This window comes from Paenibacillus sp. XP01 (genome assembly GCF_057364885.1).
The window spans coordinates 1418613-1436702 of record NZ_CP139481.1; the positions used below are offsets into that span (position 1 = coordinate 1418613).

General features: G+C 52.7%; 20 protein-coding genes. 14 read left to right on the top strand and 6 right to left on the bottom strand.

The features are described 5' to 3' along the window. The first annotated feature begins 39 nt into the window (after nt 1–39). The 5 genes from SNR34_RS06390 (at nt 40) to SNR34_RS06410 (ending at nt 4051) form a co-directional block, all read left to right on the top strand. Nucleotides 40–549, top strand: a complete 510-nt coding sequence (locus SNR34_RS06390) for a hypothetical protein (RefSeq protein WP_486181456.1) — start codon at nt 40–42, stop codon at nt 547–549. Nucleotides 550–907: 358 nt separating this feature from the next. Continuing rightward, nucleotides 908–1087, top strand: a complete 180-nt coding sequence (locus SNR34_RS06395) for a hypothetical protein (RefSeq protein WP_236415212.1) — start codon at nt 908–910, stop codon at nt 1085–1087. Nucleotides 1088–1119: 32 nt separating this feature from the next. After that, nucleotides 1120–2028, top strand: coding sequence for an ABC transporter ATP-binding protein (locus tag SNR34_RS06400; protein ID WP_236415210.1), 909 nt, complete (start codon nt 1120–1122; stop codon nt 2026–2028). Beyond that, nucleotides 2021–2803: an ABC transporter permease gene (locus SNR34_RS06405; protein WP_236415208.1), complete on the top strand. Its 783-nt coding sequence runs from the start codon at nt 2021–2023 to the stop codon at nt 2801–2803. The genes SNR34_RS06400 and SNR34_RS06405 overlap by 8 nt, the downstream gene beginning before the upstream one ends. A gap of 168 nt (nt 2804–2971) precedes the next feature. Then, a complete protein-coding gene (locus SNR34_RS06410) occupies nt 2972–4051 on the top strand; it encodes an AI-2E family transporter (RefSeq protein ID WP_339276598.1) in 1080 nt (359 codons plus the stop codon). Nucleotides 4052–4127: 76 nt separating this feature from the next. Here the strand turns inward: SNR34_RS06410 and SNR34_RS06415 are convergent, their stop codons facing one another. After that, on the bottom strand, nt 4128–5474 hold the full coding sequence (locus SNR34_RS06415; RefSeq protein ID WP_339276599.1) for a hemolysin family protein: 1347 nt from the start codon (nt 5472–5474) through the stop codon (nt 4128–4130). Between the two features lie 302 nt (nt 5475–5776). On the opposite strand from SNR34_RS06415, the gene cls reads away from it, so the two are divergent. Together cls and SNR34_RS06425 are read left to right on the top strand one after the other, a co-directional pair. After that, the gene (gene cls, locus SNR34_RS06420; protein ID WP_343262322.1) at nt 5777–7216 is read left to right on the top strand and encodes a cardiolipin synthase; all 1440 of its coding nucleotides are present in this window, start codon (nt 5777–5779) and stop codon (nt 7214–7216) included. A gap of 342 nt (nt 7217–7558) precedes the next feature. Next, the gene (locus tag SNR34_RS06425) at nt 7559–8467 is read left to right on the top strand and encodes a YitT family protein (RefSeq protein ID WP_236415201.1); all 909 of its coding nucleotides are present in this window, start codon (nt 7559–7561) and stop codon (nt 8465–8467) included. Between the two features lie 58 nt (nt 8468–8525). On the opposite strand, the gene ligD is transcribed toward SNR34_RS06425, so the two are convergent. From ligD to ku, 5 genes are all read right to left on the bottom strand, one after another. After that, nucleotides 8526–9416 carry a non-homologous end-joining DNA ligase gene (gene ligD, locus SNR34_RS06430; RefSeq protein ID WP_236415200.1) on the bottom strand — a complete coding sequence of 297 codons (891 nt, stop codon included), beginning with the start codon at nt 9414–9416 and terminating at the stop codon, nt 8526–8528. 57 nt (nt 9417–9473) lie between these two features. Next, nucleotides 9474–10424: an ATP-dependent DNA ligase gene (locus SNR34_RS06435; protein ID WP_343262321.1), complete on the bottom strand. Its 951-nt coding sequence runs from the start codon at nt 10422–10424 to the stop codon at nt 9474–9476. A gap of 63 nt (nt 10425–10487) precedes the next feature. Then, nucleotides 10488–11585 carry a GerAB/ArcD/ProY family transporter gene (locus SNR34_RS06440; RefSeq protein ID WP_236415198.1) on the bottom strand — a complete coding sequence of 366 codons (1098 nt, stop codon included), beginning with the start codon at nt 11583–11585 and terminating at the stop codon, nt 10488–10490. Nucleotides 11586–11807: 222 nt separating this feature from the next. After that, nucleotides 11808–12674, bottom strand: coding sequence for a VOC family protein (locus SNR34_RS06445; RefSeq protein WP_343262320.1), 867 nt, complete (start codon nt 12672–12674; stop codon nt 11808–11810). 324 nt (nt 12675–12998) lie between these two features. Continuing rightward, the gene (ku, locus tag SNR34_RS06450) at nt 12999–13916 is read right to left on the bottom strand and encodes a non-homologous end joining protein Ku (protein WP_236415196.1); all 918 of its coding nucleotides are present in this window, start codon (nt 13914–13916) and stop codon (nt 12999–13001) included. A gap of 157 nt (nt 13917–14073) precedes the next feature. On the opposite strand from ku, the gene SNR34_RS06455 reads away from it, so the two are divergent. The 7 genes from SNR34_RS06455 to SNR34_RS06485 all read left to right on the top strand — a co-directional run bounded on the left by SNR34_RS06455 (nt 14074) and on the right by SNR34_RS06485 (nt 18061). Continuing rightward, nucleotides 14074–14358: a hypothetical protein gene (locus SNR34_RS06455; RefSeq protein WP_236415195.1), complete on the top strand. Its 285-nt coding sequence runs from the start codon at nt 14074–14076 to the stop codon at nt 14356–14358. After that, on the top strand, nt 14358–14534 hold the full coding sequence (locus tag SNR34_RS06460; protein ID WP_236415401.1) for an H-type small acid-soluble spore protein: 177 nt from the start codon (nt 14358–14360) through the stop codon (nt 14532–14534). The genes SNR34_RS06455 and SNR34_RS06460 overlap by 1 nt, the downstream gene beginning before the upstream one ends. Before the next feature lie 165 nt (nt 14535–14699). After that, nucleotides 14700–15185, top strand: a complete 486-nt coding sequence (gene tsaE / locus SNR34_RS06465) for a tRNA (adenosine(37)-N6)-threonylcarbamoyltransferase complex ATPase subunit type 1 TsaE (RefSeq protein ID WP_343262319.1) — start codon at nt 14700–14702, stop codon at nt 15183–15185. A 1-nt stretch (nt 15186) separates the two neighbouring features. Next, complete coding sequence (gene tsaB, locus SNR34_RS06470; protein WP_339276604.1) at nt 15187–16038, top strand: tRNA (adenosine(37)-N6)-threonylcarbamoyltransferase complex dimerization subunit type 1 TsaB; 852 nt, start codon at nt 15187–15189, stop codon at nt 16036–16038. A gap of 14 nt (nt 16039–16052) precedes the next feature. Continuing rightward, nucleotides 16053–16568 (top strand): ribosomal protein S18-alanine N-acetyltransferase, encoded by a 516-nt coding sequence (gene rimI / locus SNR34_RS06475; RefSeq protein WP_236415191.1) that lies wholly within the window; start codon nt 16053–16055, stop codon nt 16566–16568. Continuing rightward, on the top strand, nt 16568–17623 hold the full coding sequence (tsaD, locus tag SNR34_RS06480) for a tRNA (adenosine(37)-N6)-threonylcarbamoyltransferase complex transferase subunit TsaD (protein WP_343262318.1): 1056 nt from the start codon (nt 16568–16570) through the stop codon (nt 17621–17623). Before rimI ends, tsaD begins: the two co-directional genes overlap by 1 nt. A gap of 213 nt (nt 17624–17836) precedes the next feature. Next, nucleotides 17837–18061 (top strand): hypothetical protein, encoded by a 225-nt coding sequence (locus tag SNR34_RS06485; RefSeq protein WP_486181457.1) that lies wholly within the window; start codon nt 17837–17839, stop codon nt 18059–18061. Nucleotides 18062–18090 lie beyond the last annotated feature (29 nt).

Consider the following 18090-nt stretch of genomic DNA (forward strand, 5'->3'; position numbering starts at 1 on the left):
CATCATAAGTATGAATGAAGTAGATAAGGGGGAGCCTGCATGCTGCGAAAAAGAAACCGGATGATGCTGCTTCAGAAGATCGGTTTTATTGCCGTTGTAGTCGTGTTGATCTGGCTGATCGGCCGAACGCTTCCAGCTCTTTTCAAGGCAGCTGCACCGGAAGAGGCAGCAGCTCTCGTTCAACAATTTTATGAATATGAACAGGCTGGGGATTTCGGCAGCTCGTGGGAGCTGTTTCATCCGTTGATGAAGGAGCGTTTCTCCAAAAGCGCTTACTTGCAATCCAGAGCGCACATCTTTATGCAGCATTTTGGAGTGGAAACCTTCGATTTGGAGGTGGGGAAGCCTGAACGCCAGTTTGACGTTGTCATTGTCGGCGGAGCCGAACCTTTCGATGAAGCTTATCGGGTGAAGGTTACTATGAAGTATGAAGGGACTTTTGGCCAGTTCAGCATTGACCAGAATTGTTATGCAGTGAAAGACGGAGATGAGTGGACGATGCTTTGGTATTATCCGCAAAAAGAGGCTGAAGGTGAGGGGAACGGATAATCGCTTGTTGTAAGGATGGATCATCTTCAAAAAAAGTAATTGATATGCATCTATATATTGCATCATAATGTAACATTTTTCTCTCCTGAAAGCTCCATAAATGCGAGACTTTGGTCGCATTTATGGAGCTTTTTTTGTGTTTTATTTGCCTTTTATGCCTGCAAGCCCTTGACAATAGTTCGTATGTCCAGTAAATTACGACTTAGATACAAAATGTATCAAATTTCTGCGCCTAACGACAAAAAACTGGGACGTTCATAAGCTCATGCGAGGGGAAGGAATTTCATTGATCGAATCGAGCCGCTTTTACTGTGTCAGCTGTGGGATCATTGTGTCGGTTGCTGGAGGCTTCGTCGAAATGAAAGAAAAAGGCTGCAGGAGGGATCAGGTTTTTCGCACCGGCTTCTACCGAAGTGAAATGCCGCTTGGATGCTGCGAAACCTGCTTGAATCACGGGAAAAGTCAAGGGATCAACCAATTCTCAGGACAATATGACAAAAATTATGATACACTGGATTCATATGAAAAGCGGGCTTGAGAGACCAAGCCCGTGAAATAGGGAGGTATGACATGCAGCAGGAGCCGGTAGTGCGCATACAGGGCGTCAGCAAAATCATCTCTTCCCGAACGTTGGTGAGCGACCTGACCTTGGATATTCCTCCAGGCCAGGTTTTTGGCTTTTTGGGCCCCAATGGTGCGGGGAAGACAACGACCATTCGCATGATGGTTGGATTGATGTCCATTAGCAAGGGAGATATTTTCATCTCCGGGCATAGCGTTAAGGATGAATTCGAGAAGGCTGTGGCCAACGTGGGAGCCATTGTGGAAAATCCGGAAATGTACAAGTTTCTGAGCGGATATCAGAACTTGGTGCATTTTGCGCGAATGTCCCCGGGAGTTACGAAAGAAAGAATTGATGAAGCCGTTGCGCGTGTAGGGCTCACTGCCCGCATCCACGACCGCGTCAAAACGTACTCCTTGGGCATGCGTCAGCGTCTTGGGGTTGCACAGGCCATCCTGCATAGACCCAAGCTGCTCATTCTGGACGAGCCGACCAACGGACTGGATCCGCAGGGAATTCGCGAATTAAGGGATTATTTGCGGCAGCTCAGCCGTGAAGAGGGTACGACCGTCTTTGTTTCCAGCCATTTGCTGTCCGAAATGGAGCTGATGTGTGACACGGTAGCCATTATTCAGAATGGCAAATTGGTCGACGTAAGAAACCTCAGAACAGAAGCGGAAGCCGACGCCATGGCGGAGATTGCGTTCGAGGTCGATGATGTGCAGCGGGCCGTCATGCTGGTGGACGGAGCTGTCGTTCAAGGACAGGCGCTCGTTGTCCGTCTGACACGGGAGCAGATCCCGGCCCTGAATGCGAAATTGGTCGGGGAAGGCATTCACGTTTACGGCATTCGTCATGTGGCGGCAACGCTTGAGGATCAATTTTTGCAAGTAACCGGAGGTGGGGGCATTGGGTAACTTCGGGAATCTGGTGATGAACGAAAACATGAAAATCTATCGCCGTGCCCGCACATGGATCATGCTGTCCATTCTGGCGGTATTGGCATTGTTCATGCCCGTCCTGTTCAAGGAAGGCATCGGCGCAGAGAACATGTCTGCCTTGGAAGCGGCGTTGACGACCGTTCAGTTGTTGTTTTTCCTGAATACGATCTTCTCGGTTGTGATCGCCGCGGAGACGGTTGCCGGTGAATTTACGTGGGGCACGATCAAACTGCTGCTCATTCGTCCATGGTCGCGAAGCAAGATTCTGGCATCCAAATACGTTAGCGTGATCGCGTTCAGCGTGCTCAGCACATTGATCCTGATTTTGCTGACGCTGGGCATGTCGTTCATTCTCTTTGGCGGCGGAGGTAATGTGACAGCGGGGGATGCTTGGGCGATGTGGGGATATCAATATGTGGACCTGTTCATTACTCTGGCCATCGCTTTCATGGTTTCTTCGGTATTCCGTTCCGGCGCGCTTGCGATCGGGCTATCGCTATTCATTATGTTCACGCAGGGCATTTTCTCGCTGATCTTTAGCCCGGAGCGTTACGGCTGGGCCAAGTACATTCTGTTCAACAATATGGACCTTAGCAGATACATGACGGATTCCTCGGAACTGAGCTTGTTTGGCGGCGGATCTTCAGGCATGACGCTCGGATTTTCCGTAACGGTCCTGGCTGTATATTACATCGTATTCATGGTTATATCGTGGGTCGTATTCACAAGAAGAGATGTGGCAGGCACATAAGCCTGCCTCTTTTTTTTTGCCTTTTTTTGCGATTTTGCCGACGGAAGCGGAACGCCTGCTATGTGGCATGGCCCGGATTTTGGGGTACATAGGTAGTACGCGTACATAAAAAAAGCGGATGACCGCCGATGGCCTCTCGGCGGGCAGCATATGGAGGGAGTGAACCCGTTGATCAATCACAAATTTTATCGGATTTGCTCGGCAATCCTGCTGCTGCTGCTCATCGTATATTTGGGGGATAAAGTAAGCTTCATCTTTCGTCCCCTGACGTCACTGCTGCACATCGTGATCGTACCGCTGCTCGTAGCGGGTTTTTTCTATTATTTGCTCCGTCCGCTGGTGGATTTCATGGAAAATCACAATATCAAGCGTTCCATCGCGGTGCTGCTCATTTATACCGCCATCGCCCTCGTATTGGGTGGTTTCAGCGTGCTCGTTTGGCCTTCGCTGAGGGAGCAGCTTTGGAATTTCGTTGAAGATACGCCTTCGCTGGTAACCTCGCTAAGCAACCAATTGGGGGAACTGAAGAACAACCGTTTCTTGTCCGCATACCTTCCCGACGACGGCGAAATATTGGCTAAAATTTCGGATTACCTCAGCGAGGGAATCACGCAAGTGTCTGATTACGTCTCGGGGTTGTTTACGGTAGTATCCAACGTGGTCATCGTGCTCGCGACGTTTCCGATCATGCTGTATTACATGTTGAAGGAAGGCAGCAAATTCGGGACGAACCTGACGATGCTGCTGCCAAGGGCCTATCGCAAGGACGGGGAAGAGGCCATTCATGAAATTGACGAGGCGCTGAGCGGTTATATCGTGGGCCGCGTTATCGTCAACGTGGCGTTAGGCATTCTGATGTACATCGGGTTTGTCATCATCGGCCTGCCCTATGCGCTGCTGTTGACCGTAGTATCCGTTATCCTGAACTTCATCCCGTATGTTGGGGCGCTGCTTGCAGCGGTGCCCGTTGTGATCGTAGGGTTCATCGAATCGCCTTCGATGGCGATCTGGTCGCTCGTGATCATCGTGGTCGCCCAGCAAATCCAGGATAATCTTATCTCGCCTTATGTCTATGGGAAACAGTTGGATATTCACCCGCTTACAACGGTCATTCTGTTACTGGTAGGCGCCGATCTGTGGAACATTCTGGGCATGATCATCATTATCCCGCTCTACATGATCCTCAAGATCATACTCAGGAAGCTGCAGCAGCGGGTGGTGGAAGAACGGGCGGAGCATCCCAGCTGAGGAAAGAAAGGCACAGCAAAAGAGCAATCCCTCAAGGGACTGCTCTTTTGCTTGCCCTGCAAGGGCATGGCGCGGATTATGCTTCCGCGTGTTCATCGTTGGTATATCCGGGAAGCGTGATCGCTTCTTTCGGAACAACCGCAACTTTATAGAAGCGATTTTTATCCTTTTCCAGCAGGACAAAGGTCAAATTCTCGAATTCGTATTCTTCCTGCTCGTCCATTTCCGGGCGATGACTGTAAAGCCAGCCGCCGATCGTGTCCCATTCATCGGCATCCAGGTTCGACATGAACATGTCATTGACCTTGGACAAGGACACCTTGCCGTCCAGGATCACATAGTTCTCGTTAATGATCTGAATATCCTCGACTTCATCCGCATCGAATTCGTCACGGATCTCGCCGACGATCTGTTCAAGCACGTCCTCAATCGTTACGATCCCCGAGGTGCCGCCATATTCGTCGACCAGGACGGCGATGTGCACGCCGTCTTTTTGCATTTTTTTCAACAGGTCCTTGACCGGTGTTGTTTCATGCACGGCCGACACGGGCTGAATCAGGGAAGACAGATCAACGGGGGCATCGTTGCCATACAATTCCAGGAAAAATTGCTTCGTATTGATGATCCCGATGATATCGTCCTTGCTCTCGTTCACGACGGGAAAACGTGTATATTGTTCCTGGCGAATGATATCCAGGTTTTCTTCGTTTGTTTTATTCAAATAAAGGCAGACCATGTCTGTTCGGGGTACCATGATTTCTTTGGCCAGCATTTCATCAAAAGCGAAGATCCGGCTGACATAACCAAACTCGCTTTGATTGATTTTGCCGCTTTCGAAGCTTTCGTTAATAATAATCTGCAATTCTTCCTCCGAGTGTGCTTCTTCATGCTCGGAAGCGGGTTTGATGCCGAATAGCTTGACCAGTTGATTCGCGGAGCCGTTCAACAGCCAGATAAAAGGATACATAATTCGGTTGAACCAGATGATAGGTCCCGAAGTCAGCAGCGCAACGGTTTCGGCTTTGCGGATGGCAATCGTTTTAGGAGCAAGCTCGCCTACCACGACATGCAGGTAAGTGATCGTTACGAACGCAATCACGAACGACAGAAATCCTGCAATGGCTTCAGGGATGCGCATCGCTTCGAACAATGGATGAAGGAGGCTTTCTACCGTCGGCTCACCCAGCCAACCGAGTCCCAGCGACGTAATCGTAATGCCGAGCTGGCACGCGGACAAGTAACCGTCCAGGTTGGCAACAGCCTGTTTGACGGCCATGGCTCGTTTGTTTCCTTCCGCAATCATTTGGTCGATCCGGCTTGAGCGGACGCGAACCAATGCAAATTCCACTGCGACGAAAAATGCCGAAAACCCTATCAAAATCGCAACCAATACTAAATTTAACGCATACCTCTCACTGTCCATTCACTACTCTTCTCCTTTGAAGTAATAAGTTTTAACGAATATTATATCGAATTGCGAGGCAAAAGACCACTTTTTGGGTCACATTTATATGTATGGGACAACACAGTCATAACAGACATCACGGCGTTTCCATTCCAGGGTGATGGTGCTGCGGGCGGTTTGGACCGCGGTTTTCTTGTCCAAAATGCTGTTATGGGTAAAACCGTTATGGGGTAACCATGATTACCTCGGGGAAATGTTGTCAAAGCTAGGGGAATTGAACGTTGGGCAGGCAGGATGCTCGTCGCCGAGGGGGAGGTTATATGTTCTGGTTGGTCATTATTTTACTCATATTCATATTTCAAGCTGCAACGATCTTGCTGCTGGAGTTTCGTAATCCGGCCAAGGCGGTCGCCTGGTTGTTCATTTTGTTTTGCGTGCCCTTGATCGGATTCATCGTGTACTATTTCGTGGCCCAGGATTACAGAAAACGCAAAAAACTGCGCAGGGGCGGCTCGCGCATTTTTCGGGCAATCCGGGGAAGGTTATGGACCCAGGCTGCCATCGTTGAAAGGATCGGCCAGATGCCTGAGGGCCGGTTTCAGAACCAGCAGCGGTTGTTCAATTTGTTGACCCGGCTCTCGGAAAGTCCGATTACCGGCTGCAACCGGAGCCGGGTGTTGACCAATGGGCAAGAGACGTATGCTGCCATGCTCAGCGAGATGGAAAAAGCGCGGCATCACTTGCACGTGGAGTTTTATATTTTTCGGGATGACGTCATCGGGGCCCAATTCCAGAACGTCATGATCCGCAAGGCTCGCGAAGGCGTGAAGGTGCGGTTCATCTGCGACGGACTCGGAAGCCATGCCCTTAGGCGGGACTTTTCCGAAAAGCTGCGGCAAGCCGGGGTTGAATTTCACTTCTTCCTCCCGCCGATGATCGCCACAATCGATCGGAGCATCAACTATCGTAACCACAGGAAAATCGTCATCGTGGATGGCAAGGTGGGGTTCGTGGGCGGGATCAACGTGGGTGACGACTATTTAGGCCAGTATCCGAAAATGGGACATTGGCGGGACACGCACGTCCAGCTTGAAGGGGACGCCGTCTATTTTTTGCAGAATACGTTTTTGAATGACTGGAAGCTGGCCTCCGGCGAACAAATTGCCGAACCCGGGTTATCCGAGCTGTTCCCGCTGCATGATTGCCAAGGGACGGAGCGCGTTCAAATATTGAGCAGCGGCCCGGACCAGAATTGGGATGCCATTCAGGAGATGTGTTTTAGCGCCATGTCGGTGGCATGCGACCGCATTTACCTCACAACCCCCTATTTTATTCCTGACCCTGCGCTATTCGAGGCCCTTAAAACGGCCGCCGTCAGCGGGGTGGATGTGCGCATTCTCATTCCTTACCAATCGGATTCCTTGCTGGTTCACCTGGCCTCGCTTTCCTACGTGGAGGAACTGCTTCTTGCCGGGGTACGGTTTTTCCAATACCGCAAAGGATTCGTGCATGCCAAAGTAATGATCGTGGACGATTTGCTGGCTACCGTCGGCACGGCCAATATCGACATGCGCAGTTTTTTTTGCAACTTTGAACTGATGGCGGTGTTGTTCGATGCGGAGCCGATAAACCGGTTATTGGAGGATTTTAAGCAGGATCTAAGCGAAAGCAGTGAAATCGAGATCAAGGCCTTTGTACGGCGTTCGTGGCGACAAAAAGGGATGGAAATGCTGTCTCGGATGCTTTCTCCGCTGCTTTAGCCGTTTTAGACCTGATTTCACGAGATAAATTCACTTTTTGTGAATTTATCTCTTTTTTTCTAACTATTTTGCTCAAATTTGATCTTTTATGATATAATAGTGATAACAAATGATGTCTTGGCGAAGGAGGGGGAGTCTGAATGATAGCAGGCTCCCTTTTGCTCTTTTTTGGCAATTGCCATCGGAATTAAGACATTTTGAATCCATTTCATATAGCTTTTAGTTGCTCTTCAGGGTGCGTATAAAGTCCAACCCATTTGTTGTTTTATATGTAGACCCCCCGTGCAGTAGTTAAATGATTTATGAAATGGATTCACATACTGACCAAATGGGGGGGAAAGCATGTCCAATGTAACAGTTAAAGAAATTACATCCAAGCCGGACCGCAGCGTGAAAGGCTCTGTGTTCACATTGAAGCTTCTGCAGCGGATTGTCATGATTCTCATTGGTGCGGTGCTAATGGCCGTCGCACTGGAAGTGTTCCTGGTGCCCAATGGCGTTATTGATGGAGGGGTTACGGGCATTTCCATCATGGTGTCGGAACTGACCGGCTTGCCACTCGGGATTTTCTTGACACTGCTTAACTTGCCGTTCCTGTTACTCGGATACAGACAAATCGGCAAAACGTTTGCCTTGTCCACGCTGCTGGGGATCGTGGCCATGTCAATCAGTACCACGTTATTGCACCATGTTCCCGCATTGACTCCGGGCGAGCCTTTGCTTGGCGCCGTATTCGGCGGACTGATTCTTGGCGCCGGCGTCGGCCTGGTCATTCGTTCCGGCGGATCGCTGGACGGAACCGAGATCGTGGCCATTCTGCTCAGCGAGAAAACCCCGCTGTCCGTCGGACAGATCGTGCTGTTCATCAACATCTTTATTTTTGCGGCTGCAGGCTTCGTGTTTGGCTGGCCGAATGCGCTGTACTCCATGATCGCCTACTATATCGCAATGAAGCTGATCGATATCGTGAACGAAGGGTTGGAGCAATCCAAATCGGTTTGGATCATTAGTGAAAAATATCGCGAAATCGGTTCGGCCCTTACCGACCGCCTTGGTCGCGGAGTTACGTTCCTTGATGGAGAGGGCGGTTTTAGCGGCGATGAGAAGAAAATCATTTTTGTCGTCATCACCCGTCTGGAGGAAGCAAAGATGAAATCCATCGTTGAGGATTGGGATCCGCATGCGTTCGTAGCCATCGGCAACATTCATGACGTAAAGGGCGGACGCTTCAAGAAAAAGGGAATTCATTAGCGGTTATGTCCGCGTACATCGATAAAATAGCCGATATCTGCCCACATGCAGGTATCGGCTATTTGGATTGGAGGTGCTTCAGTATCAGTTCTACCGGCTGAGGATCGATTGCGGCGATCAGATCGCCGGTCTTCTGCAGGCGTTCCAGAATATTGAGCAAATGAAAAGCTTTGACGGACACGTTACTGCGAACCTCATCCCAGGTCAATGGCGTGGACACGGTCCCTTCGGGCTTGGAACGGGGCGTATATGGGGCTGCCAGCGTTTTTCCGCCATAATGCTGCAGGTAATCGAAATAAATCCGATCTCCGCGATCCTTTTTGAGTCGCTCCAGCGTGAATAGGTCGGGATGCTTCTGGGTGACGTATTTCCCGACGAAGTGGCCGATCATCCGAAGCTGATCAAACGTCACTCCTTTCCGAATGGGCACGATGATCTGTACCCCTGTGGCACCGGACGTTTTGGCCACAGATTGCAGTCCGAGAGAGGAGAGGGTTTCGCCAACGATCAAGGCAGCCTCCATGATGCGAGGTTCTTCCTCCAGCGAAGGGTCCAGGTCGATCATCCATTCGCACGGGAGCGTGCTGCCTACGGCATGTAATGAGGGGTGAAACTCCAATGCCGCGAGATTGCCAAGCCATAGCAGTTCGGGCAAACCGTTCATGACGACGTAACGGATGCCATCGTGCATTTCGGTATGCACAAACTCGGGCACCGGTTCGGGCACGTTTTTTTGATAAAAAAATTCACCGCCCGCACCGTGCGGATAACGAATGGTTGTAAGCAGGCGCTGTTTGGTATAGGGGAGCAGGAACGGGGCGAGGCCGGCCAGTTTTTGCAGGTACATCGCTTTGGTGATCCCCACTTCGGGCCACAAGGGTTTGTCGGGATTGGTAATGGTCAGTTCGACGCCTTCTACCGTAATTGTCCCTTTTATGGGTGAAGCCATATTCGTACCTCCTCAAAAGTCATGGGCGATTTGTCGATCCGTGCCATCTGCGGCCACTTACGTTTGGAGTTGATCCGCAGAGCATTCTTCCCGGGTGACCTCGGCGAATGCCTGGATGCTGGGATGTCTTAGCGTCCGATGGTGGGTCAGCTCCATATACTGCACCCTGACGCCAATCTGCGGCTGGATCCAGGTTGTTTCGGCGCTTCGTTCGGGTCTGTTGCTGAAGGGTCGTTCCTCCCTGACGAGCGGCGCCACTTGTCGGGTCAGATCGCGCCATGCTTCGGCATTCAACCTGCCGGTGCCGACATGACCGATATAGACGAAATGAGGGCCGTCATACACTCCGACGGCGACGGCATTGACGATGCCGTCCCTGTACGTAACCCCGCCGATCATGGCGTACAGGTCATGCATGATTTTTACTTTTTGCCAACGCGCGTCCTTGCCCTGTATGCCGTATGTGCTGCGCAGATCCTTACAAACGATGCCTTCCATCCGGTGTTTGCGCATGACGGCAAGCAGCGTGTCCGGATCGTCCGTATTCGCGACTTCCTGCACATGGGGGGAAGGGATCAGAACGTCGTGAAGCAATCGCTGCCGATCCGCGAGCGGCTGGTCGGTTACCCACCGTCCGTTGCAATACAAAATATCGAATACCATGTACGCGATCGGAAGCTGATGAACCATTTGGGAGATGACGTCCGGTTTGCTCATGCGATCGCGCCGCAATACGTGATAGAAGGAAGGAGTACCGTTTTCCGGATCAAGGGAAATCACTTCTCCGTCCAGAATATAGGTTTGTGCCGAACAAAGATTGCGCTTGACGGTCAATTCCGGATATTGCAGCGTTCGCTCATGCCTTCGACGGTTAAACAATTTCAAAGCTTCCCCATCCTCATAGGCCAGCATACGGACGCCATCCCATTTGATCTGGGCGATCCAGTCGGGGCCGGTCGGGAGCTGCTCCTTCAATACGGGTTCAAATGGTATGATCGGGGGTAACATGGGGTGAGCCTCCTTTCGGCACGGGCTGCCTTGCAAAAGATGCTTGAGCATTCGTTGCAGATATCAGCTTTTTCGCAAGCGTCTCCTAAACTGGTGAATCAGAAGCAGCAGCACAGGCAAAACAATGCCGCAGGTGATATCCCAATCGATCCAATACGGGATAATGTCTTTAAGATAGAACTCTTCGTCGGGAGCAACCAGGATGGACATGGAGACTGTCATTAAGGCTCCCGGCAAAATGAGTGGGCGATGGCTGGATATTCGAAACAGGGAAGACAGCCCCATAAGAAATCCATATAGGAACAGTATGCCCTTGAAAAATACGGCGATCATCCAGACAGAGGCGATGAATGCCTCGATTCGTTGCAGGAAGTTGCCGATGTTTATTTTGCGCGACAGATTGTAGGCGGGAAACCATTGATGCTCCGTCATAAAGGAACCCAAGACAAGCAAGCACATGGTCAACGTAAGAGTGAGCCACAATCCGCCAAAGATGCCGGCCAGAAGAACATCCTTTTTCAAATTCGCTCCCTGGTTGGCATAGGGGAACACCATCATGAAAATGCATAGCTGGCAGTAGGGGTAGGTCAATACGGCAAAGATTCCTTTCAAAGGGTCAAGCAAGCCATGAGCTAGGATTGGCGTAATATTGTTCAGATGGGCTTGAGGCAGTATACATACCGTCAAAATAAGCAAAAACAGCAGGACCAGCGGCAAAAAAAGCTCTGCACCTCGTCCTATGCATTCAATGCCACAGATCAGACCCCATGCAAGCGCCCCGACAAAGAGCAGGTTTAAGGCAAAGAGCGGAGATTGGCGCATGATATTCGTAGTCATGAAATCGCCAAGTTCCCGCACAAAGGTGGAAGCGCCGATCAGGAAATAGAACAAATAAAAGCAGCTGACAACGGCGCCGAACCATGGACCAAGCTTTTGCAGCGCATGCTGTATCAGATTCAATTGCGGCTGCGTTGCATGGAGCAGCAGCATGATGGCGAGAATGCCGGTGCCACCTGCGACCCCGAGCAAGGCGGATAACCACGCATCTTCGTGCGCATACGACGTGATCATGGACGGAAACAAGAGAATTTGTTCTCCGATCGTGCACATGAATAGCAATGCAGCAAGCTGTCTTACCGTCAAACGCCCATTTTCAAGCATACGGCTTCTCCTTTGCGGGTATATCCGGTTATTCCTATATTCTTTGCCAAAGAGACCAATATTATGAGGCCAAGTTCATTTGACCGATGAAGAACGCTGCATGGCCGCGCTAAAAGGCCCGAACAGGATCTGCTCTTCAAATAGGAAGAGGCAATCCCGTTCGGGCCGTTATAGGTGTATGCGCTAGAGTCGAGGGCGGAGCCGAGTTGGCGGGCAATCATTTCAGTTTGCTGCTGTCAGGCGAATGCGAATGTTTTGCGGATCGACGGTCCACCAGATCGCCCCGTCCTGTTCCACAGAGGCCCCTTCCTGACGAAGATGCTGCACGGCCGCATCAAGCTCGGCCTTTCTGTCGTAAACGATCGTGAAGTAGTCGATGCCTGTTCCGTTTATCGGCGTGACGGGCGCTCCGACGCCCGCCCACGTGTTCAACCCAAGGTGATGATGGTATCCTCCTGCCGATACGAACAGTGCCGAGCCGCCGAAACCACTCGTAATATCGAACCCGAGCAATCCGATATAGAAAATGCCGGAATCCTGCAGGCTCCGCACGTGAAAATGCACGTGGCCGATCACTGTGCCCGCCGGAAGGCCCTTCCAAGGGAGATTTTCGGAAATGGCGAACAGGCCTTCCACGTCAACGGGGTCGGTTGCCATAATGTAGTTGTTTTTCTCATCCCGTTGCCACGTATCGCGAGGACGATCCGCGTAGATTTCAATCCCGTTGTTGTCCGGGTCGGAGATGTAAAGCGCTTCGCTGACCAGATGATCCCCTTGTCCGATCTCGATGCCATGGGCAGCAAGGTTGCGCAGAGCGAGACCGAGCGATTGACGGTCAGGCAGCAAAATGGCGAAATGATACAAGCCGGCAGAAGACCTCGGGCGGGTGATGCTTACGTCGGCAGGCTGCTCCAGCCGCAGCAGCGAGGTTTGGCCGTCAGCGGTCAATGTGGCGACACGGTCGTTCCGTTCCAGCAGCTTCAGCCCGACCACTTCGGTGTAAAACCGGATCGAACGGTCGAGATCGCTGATTCTGATGCTGACCTCGCCGAGTCGTGTCGATGCGGGAATTTGATAATCGGTTGTCATTGGGATACCTCCTCGGAATATAAATGATGCTTCATCAGCATTCATATGATTATGGATCAAAGTACGGTTGTTGAAGGATGATGGATCGATGTTTATTCAGGGCGGATCTGCGAAGAAAGGCCTTGCGAATCCATTTTGCTGTAAATTGATAAATAAGTTACTTTTCATAAGTTAATATAAAATATAAATAAACTTTCGTCAATCCATATCTGATCCTAGCCATCCGGCAAATACGACGAACGAAAAAAAGCCGGCTCAATATGGCCGGATTGGCGAAAATGGACGAGATGCAAGTTAGGATATGGAAGGGCAGGGTGTGACGAGTCATGTTTTCGGTTTGGCTGCGCTTTTTTTGCGTTTGCCGGCAGCGGGCGTTGCCGCAGGTTCTTCGTTTCCGACGGCCGCTTGCGCAGCGGTTTTCTTTGGCGCCCGTTTCTTTGGTTTGGCTGTCGCGGTACCGGGATCGGCCGGGATCGGTTTGACGGCTTCGATGCTTGCCTGCAAAGCGGCCATCAAATCCATGACGTTGGCTTCCGGTTTGGCCGGAGCGATTTTGATTTCTTCGCCCGCAACCTTGTGATTGATCAGCTCCACCAGTTTATTGCGGTAGTCGTCCGTGTACTTTTCAGGCTCAAACGGGGTTGAAAGCTGTTCGATCAACAGTTTGGCCATCGTCAGTTCCTTCTCGTTGACATTCTGGTTCTCGGGCAGGCCCGGCACCTGGGAAACCGGGCGAATTTCATCCGGATAGAAGATGGTTTCCATGGAGAGGCAGTCCTCAAGCACGCGAATGGCCGCCAGGCTGCTCTTGGAGCGGATGGAAACCTTTGCAATGCCGATCTTGCCTGTGTCGTGCATGGCTTTCATCAAAAGCTGATAGGCATTGCCTCCAGCCTGATCGGGGGAAAGATAGTATGTTTTTTGAAAATAAATCGGATCGATTTCGGTGAGGTCTACGAAATCGATGATCGTGATCGTTCTGTTCGAGGCGTCATTCAAGGCCTCCAGCTCCTCTTTTTCGAACAGCACGAATTTTCCCTTTTCATATTCATAACCTTTGGTGATGTCCTCCCACTGGACTTCGACTTCACAGGATGGACATTTGCGGACATAAGCGAGCGGACTTCCGCAGACTTTATGAATGTAACGCATGGAGATGTCTTTGTCCTCGGTGGCCGAGAACATTTTGACAGGCACGTGCACGAGCCCGAAGCTGATGGCCCCTTTCCAGACGGTATGCATGGGACAGCCCCTTTCCGATAGAAACTTTTAATAGCAGTATGGGCATGTAAGGGCTTGATCATCCCTGCGGCGACGATTTTTGTATGCTTGGGCTGCATTCGGGGATGATAAGTGTGCATGCCGTAAGCTGTGCCTATGAAGACAAGGGAGGTGTCCTATGAATCAACGACGGGATGATGAACGTGCGCATAAATACGCCTTTACCCCGTACCCGCTAGTAACTACAGATAGCGTTGCAGGAACCCAAGTGAACTGGGAGGCAGTGACGTCCACGGACGAACCGCTTGATCGCGAGTCCTACATGCTGGACATAGACCGGATGGTGAACGAAGGACTGGGCGGCGGCCAAGTTACGGAAGACAACGGTTATATCGGAGATAGCACGACGGACAGCATGACACCCGAACCCCATGATGTGGAAGGAGAGTACGATCCATTATGATGGATGCCAAACGAGCAAAAGCCATCTTCGACTCCAAAGATACCATTGCCGTTAGTTTGGATGGCGAGCCGGTCTGGATCGAACATGTGGATGAAGCGAACGGCATGGCGACCGTGCAGGTCGGCAGCGATCCGCTGAATACGCACACCGTTTCGGTTGATCGGTTGAAAGAGTAGACATCGGGCGACACATAAGCATACAATGATTTCAAGGGCCGGTGCCGTCAAGCACCGGTTCTTTGGCTTGGTCGACCCTTCGGTGTTGCGGGGGAAGAAGGGGACCGATATAATAGTCTTCAAAGTGAACTCGGGCGGCTTGGACCGCCAAAGGTGGGGCGTATATTGAATCTGAAGCATGAGCAGTGGGTGTTCGAATCCCATGGCATTGCCGATACCGAAGCGCTCGCGTCCGCAATTGCAGGACAGGCAACCGCCGGAATGGTGATTGCGCTGGACGGCGACCTGGGCGCGGGCAAAACGGCGTTTTCGCAAAAATTCGCATGGCATCTCGGCGTGCAGGACGTGGTGAACAGTCCCACGTTTACGTTGATCAAGGAATACGAGGGCCGATTGCCCCTGTATCATATGGACGTGTACCGGATATCGCTGGAGGAAGCGGACGAGCTTGGACTGGGCGAGTATTTCTACGGAAATGGCGTAAGCCTGGTGGAGTGGGCGAGCATCATTCCCGAACTGCTGCCGGAAGCGCACTTGCATATCCAGATCGAGACGACAGGTCCGGAAGACCGCAAAATTACGCTCGATGGATACGGCGAAACCTACGCTGCCCTGTGCAGGCAGTTCAGAGAGAATGGAGTGTTCAGTTAATATGGAACAATTGCAGCAAAAAGGAGGGCGGCGGTTTCTGGCTCTCGATACGTCCACCGCAATGATGGCGGCTTCCGTCATGGAAGAGGAAGCGCTGCTGGAGGAGCGAAACGAACGGGCAGACCGCAACCATTCGGTGCATGTGGTGCCGGTGATGGAAGAGCTGCTGCAGGCCAGCGGCACCCGAACGGGCGAGCTGGACGGCATTGCCGTAGGCATCGGTCCAGGCTCGTACACGGGCATCCGCATTGCGGTGACCGCGGCCAAGACGCTTGCCTGGGCTTGGGACATCCCCGTTGCCGGGGTGTCCAGCCTTCAGGCGATCGCTTGGGGCGGCTGGCACGCAGGCCTCGCCGCCAAGGCGGAAGCTGCGGCCGAGGATGCCGCAGCGGCAGGGCTTGGCGGAACGCCATCCGCGGACCAGGACGGCACAGGTGCCGCCCCTGTCCACTGGATCGTTCCGCTCGTGGATGCGCGGCGCGGCCAGGCCTACACCGCGCTGTTCGCCGGCGCCGGAAGCGCTGCGCCCCGGCGGCTGGAGCAGGATGCCATCCGCAAGATGGACGGATGGCTGGAAACGCTCGCCGCCCGCATCGCGGAGGCGGCGCCCGAGGAGCGGCCCGTCGCCGTCTGGTTCGTCGGCGAGACGGGGCCGCATGCAGAGGCAGCGGCGGGGCTTCGCTGCCCGGCCGGGACGGCGATCCAGCTCGTGCCTTATGAGCTGGAGGGCCGTTGGATCGGGCGCCTCGGCGCTGCCGCGCTGCTTGCAGGCCAGCATGACGACGTGCATGCGCTGGTGCCGAACTACACCCAGCTGGCAGAGGCGGAAGCCAACCTGCTGCGCAAAGGTTGAAGGAGGGCTTGCGAATGGACAGGCTGGAGGGGCAGCAACCGGATGAAGGGCTGCAGTTCAGGCTGATGACCATGGACGACATTCCGGGCGTAATGGTCATCGAGCACGAAGCGTTCACCTTGCCGTGGACGGAAGAAGCATTCCGCAATGAATTGACGCATAACCAATTTGCCAAATATATGATCATGGAATATGAAGGCGCTCCGATCGGATACGCCGGCATGTGGACGATTATGGATGAGGCTCATATTACCAACATTGCCGTCCGCAAGGCATACCGGGGACGCGGGCTGGGAGAACGGCTGCTGGACGAACTGATGAGAACGGCCGCATATCTCGGCATGGAGCGAATCACGCTGGAAGTCAGGGTTTCGAACCATGTTGCCCAGAACCTGTATGCCAAAAAAGGATTTGAATCCGCAGGTCTTCGCAAAGGATATTATTCCGACAACCAGGAGGATGCGATGATCATGTGGGCCAATCTGCCGCCCGTGGACCGCGATGAAGAGGAAGGAAGCGTAACGGATTAATGAGCGAACACAATGAAAGTCAACTCTCGGCCCCGGCCTACATTCTTGCGGTCGAGACAAGCTGCGACGAAACGTCCGTAGCGGTGGTCAAGGATGGATGTGAAGTGTTGTCCAACCTGATCTCGAGCCAGATCGAAACCCATAAGGCATTTGGCGGCGTGGTGCCTGAGGTCGCTTCCCGCAAACATGTGGAAGTCATTACGCTGATGATGCAGGAAGCGATTGAGAAATCAGGCATCCGTCCACAGGATTTGAGCGCGATTGCGGTTACGCAGGGTCCGGGTCTCGTAGGCGCTTTGCTGGTGGGCATCATTGCGGCGAAAACGCTGGCGATGGCTCTGGGCAAACCGCTGATCGGCACGCATCACATCGCCGGGCACATCTACGCCAACCGGCTGACGCAGGAGCTGCAATACCCGGCCATGGCTTTGGTGGTATCCGGCGGTCATACCGAACTGGTGCATCTGGAATCCGAAGGCAGCTTCAAACTGATCGGGCGCACGCGTGACGACGCGGTAGGGGAGGCCTATGACAAAGTGGCCCGTGCACTGGGTTGTCCCTATCCCGGCGGACCGCATGTGGACCGGATGGCCCATGAGGCGCATGAAGCCGTGCCGCTGCCGCGGGTTTGGCTGGAAGCCGACTCGTACGACTTCAGCCTGAGCGGGCTGAAATCGGCCGTGCTTAATGCGCTCAACCAGGCCAAAATGCGAGGCGAGACGCTGGAGCCTGCCGCAGTGGCGCGAGGGTTCCAGGAGGCCGTCGTTGAGGTGCTGGTAGAAAAAGCGGTGCGGGCCGTGCGCCAGTACGGTTCCCGTCAATTGCTGCTGTGCGGCGGCGTGGCTGCCAACCGTGGTTTGCGTACTGCGCTGCAGGAGCGCTGTGCCAAGGAGGGCCTTCAGCTCCTTATTCCGCCGATGGAATATTGCACGGATAATGCGGCGATGATCGGAGCTGCAGCTTATCTGAAATTCAAACGCGGAGAGGACATGAACTACGATGCCAAGGCCGATCCGGGCCTTTCGTTGGAGGCATGGTCGGTCCGCGCCGTTTAAGCTTTTTTGGACTTTGCGGGTTGACACCTGCTTGCAAAGCATGTATATTAAAACCAAATTTAAACAGGGAAACGCAATGAACAGGATCAGTAGGGATATTCCGGGATCAAGAGAACTGCGGGTTGGTGCAACGCAGTCGATGGAAGCCTGAAGCTCGCCTGGAAGCGGAATGATGGAAGTCGGGAAGTGTGTGCAATGTGTGATGTTGCTCGCTTGTCCAGTACATCGTTACGGGTTGCCTCCGTGATGGGGCCGTTGTTGAAGGTTCATGCCGAATGCAATGATATTCTGGTACATGAACGCTTTAGCAGCACTGAGGTGGATTTTCGCAGTCTCGGCATAGTTATGGCGTGTGGACGCATACGCGGTAACGGGCTGATGGCACGGAAATCAACAAGAGTGGTACCGCGTATGGGTGAACAGCCTGTCGTCTCTTGAATGAGATGGCAGGCTTTTTTTGTTACTTA

Bases quoted from the DNA above. Each gene is read 5' to 3' on its own strand.
- SNR34_RS06445 (WP_343262320.1), bottom strand. From the start codon at position 12,674: ATGACAACCGATTATCAAATTCCCGCATCGACACGACTCGGCGAGGTC.
- SNR34_RS06435 (WP_343262321.1), bottom strand. From the start codon at position 10,424: ATGTTACCCCCGATCATACCATTTGAACCCGTATTGAAGGAGCAGCTC.
- SNR34_RS06395 (WP_236415212.1), top strand. From the start codon at position 908: ATGAAAGAAAAAGGCTGCAGGAGGGATCAGGTTTTTCGCACCGGCTTC.
- tsaD (WP_343262318.1), top strand. From the start codon at position 16,568: ATGAGCGAACACAATGAAAGTCAACTCTCGGCCCCGGCCTACATTCTT.
- SNR34_RS06400 (WP_236415210.1), top strand. From the start codon at position 1,120: ATGCAGCAGGAGCCGGTAGTGCGCATACAGGGCGTCAGCAAAATCATC.
- SNR34_RS06425 (WP_236415201.1), top strand. From the start codon at position 7,559: ATGTCCAATGTAACAGTTAAAGAAATTACATCCAAGCCGGACCGCAGC.
- cls (WP_343262322.1), top strand. From the start codon at position 5,777: ATGTTCTGGTTGGTCATTATTTTACTCATATTCATATTTCAAGCTGCA.
- tsaB (WP_339276604.1), top strand. From the start codon at position 15,187: ATGGAACAATTGCAGCAAAAAGGAGGGCGGCGGTTTCTGGCTCTCGAT.
- ku (WP_236415196.1), bottom strand. From the start codon at position 13,916: ATGCATACCGTCTGGAAAGGGGCCATCAGCTTCGGGCTCGTGCACGTG.
- rimI (WP_236415191.1), top strand. From the start codon at position 16,053: ATGGACAGGCTGGAGGGGCAGCAACCGGATGAAGGGCTGCAGTTCAGG.
- SNR34_RS06415 (WP_339276599.1), bottom strand. From the start codon at position 5,474: ATGGACAGTGAGAGGTATGCGTTAAATTTAGTATTGGTTGCGATTTTG.
- SNR34_RS06440 (WP_236415198.1), bottom strand. From the start codon at position 11,585: ATGCTTGAAAATGGGCGTTTGACGGTAAGACAGCTTGCTGCATTGCTA.
- ligD (WP_236415200.1), bottom strand. From the start codon at position 9,416: ATGGCTTCACCCATAAAAGGGACAATTACGGTAGAAGGCGTCGAACTG.
- SNR34_RS06460 (WP_236415401.1), top strand. From the start codon at position 14,358: ATGGATGCCAAACGAGCAAAAGCCATCTTCGACTCCAAAGATACCATT.
- SNR34_RS06390 (WP_486181456.1), top strand. From the start codon at position 40: ATGCTGCGAAAAAGAAACCGGATGATGCTGCTTCAGAAGATCGGTTTT.
- SNR34_RS06455 (WP_236415195.1), top strand. From the start codon at position 14,074: ATGAATCAACGACGGGATGATGAACGTGCGCATAAATACGCCTTTACC.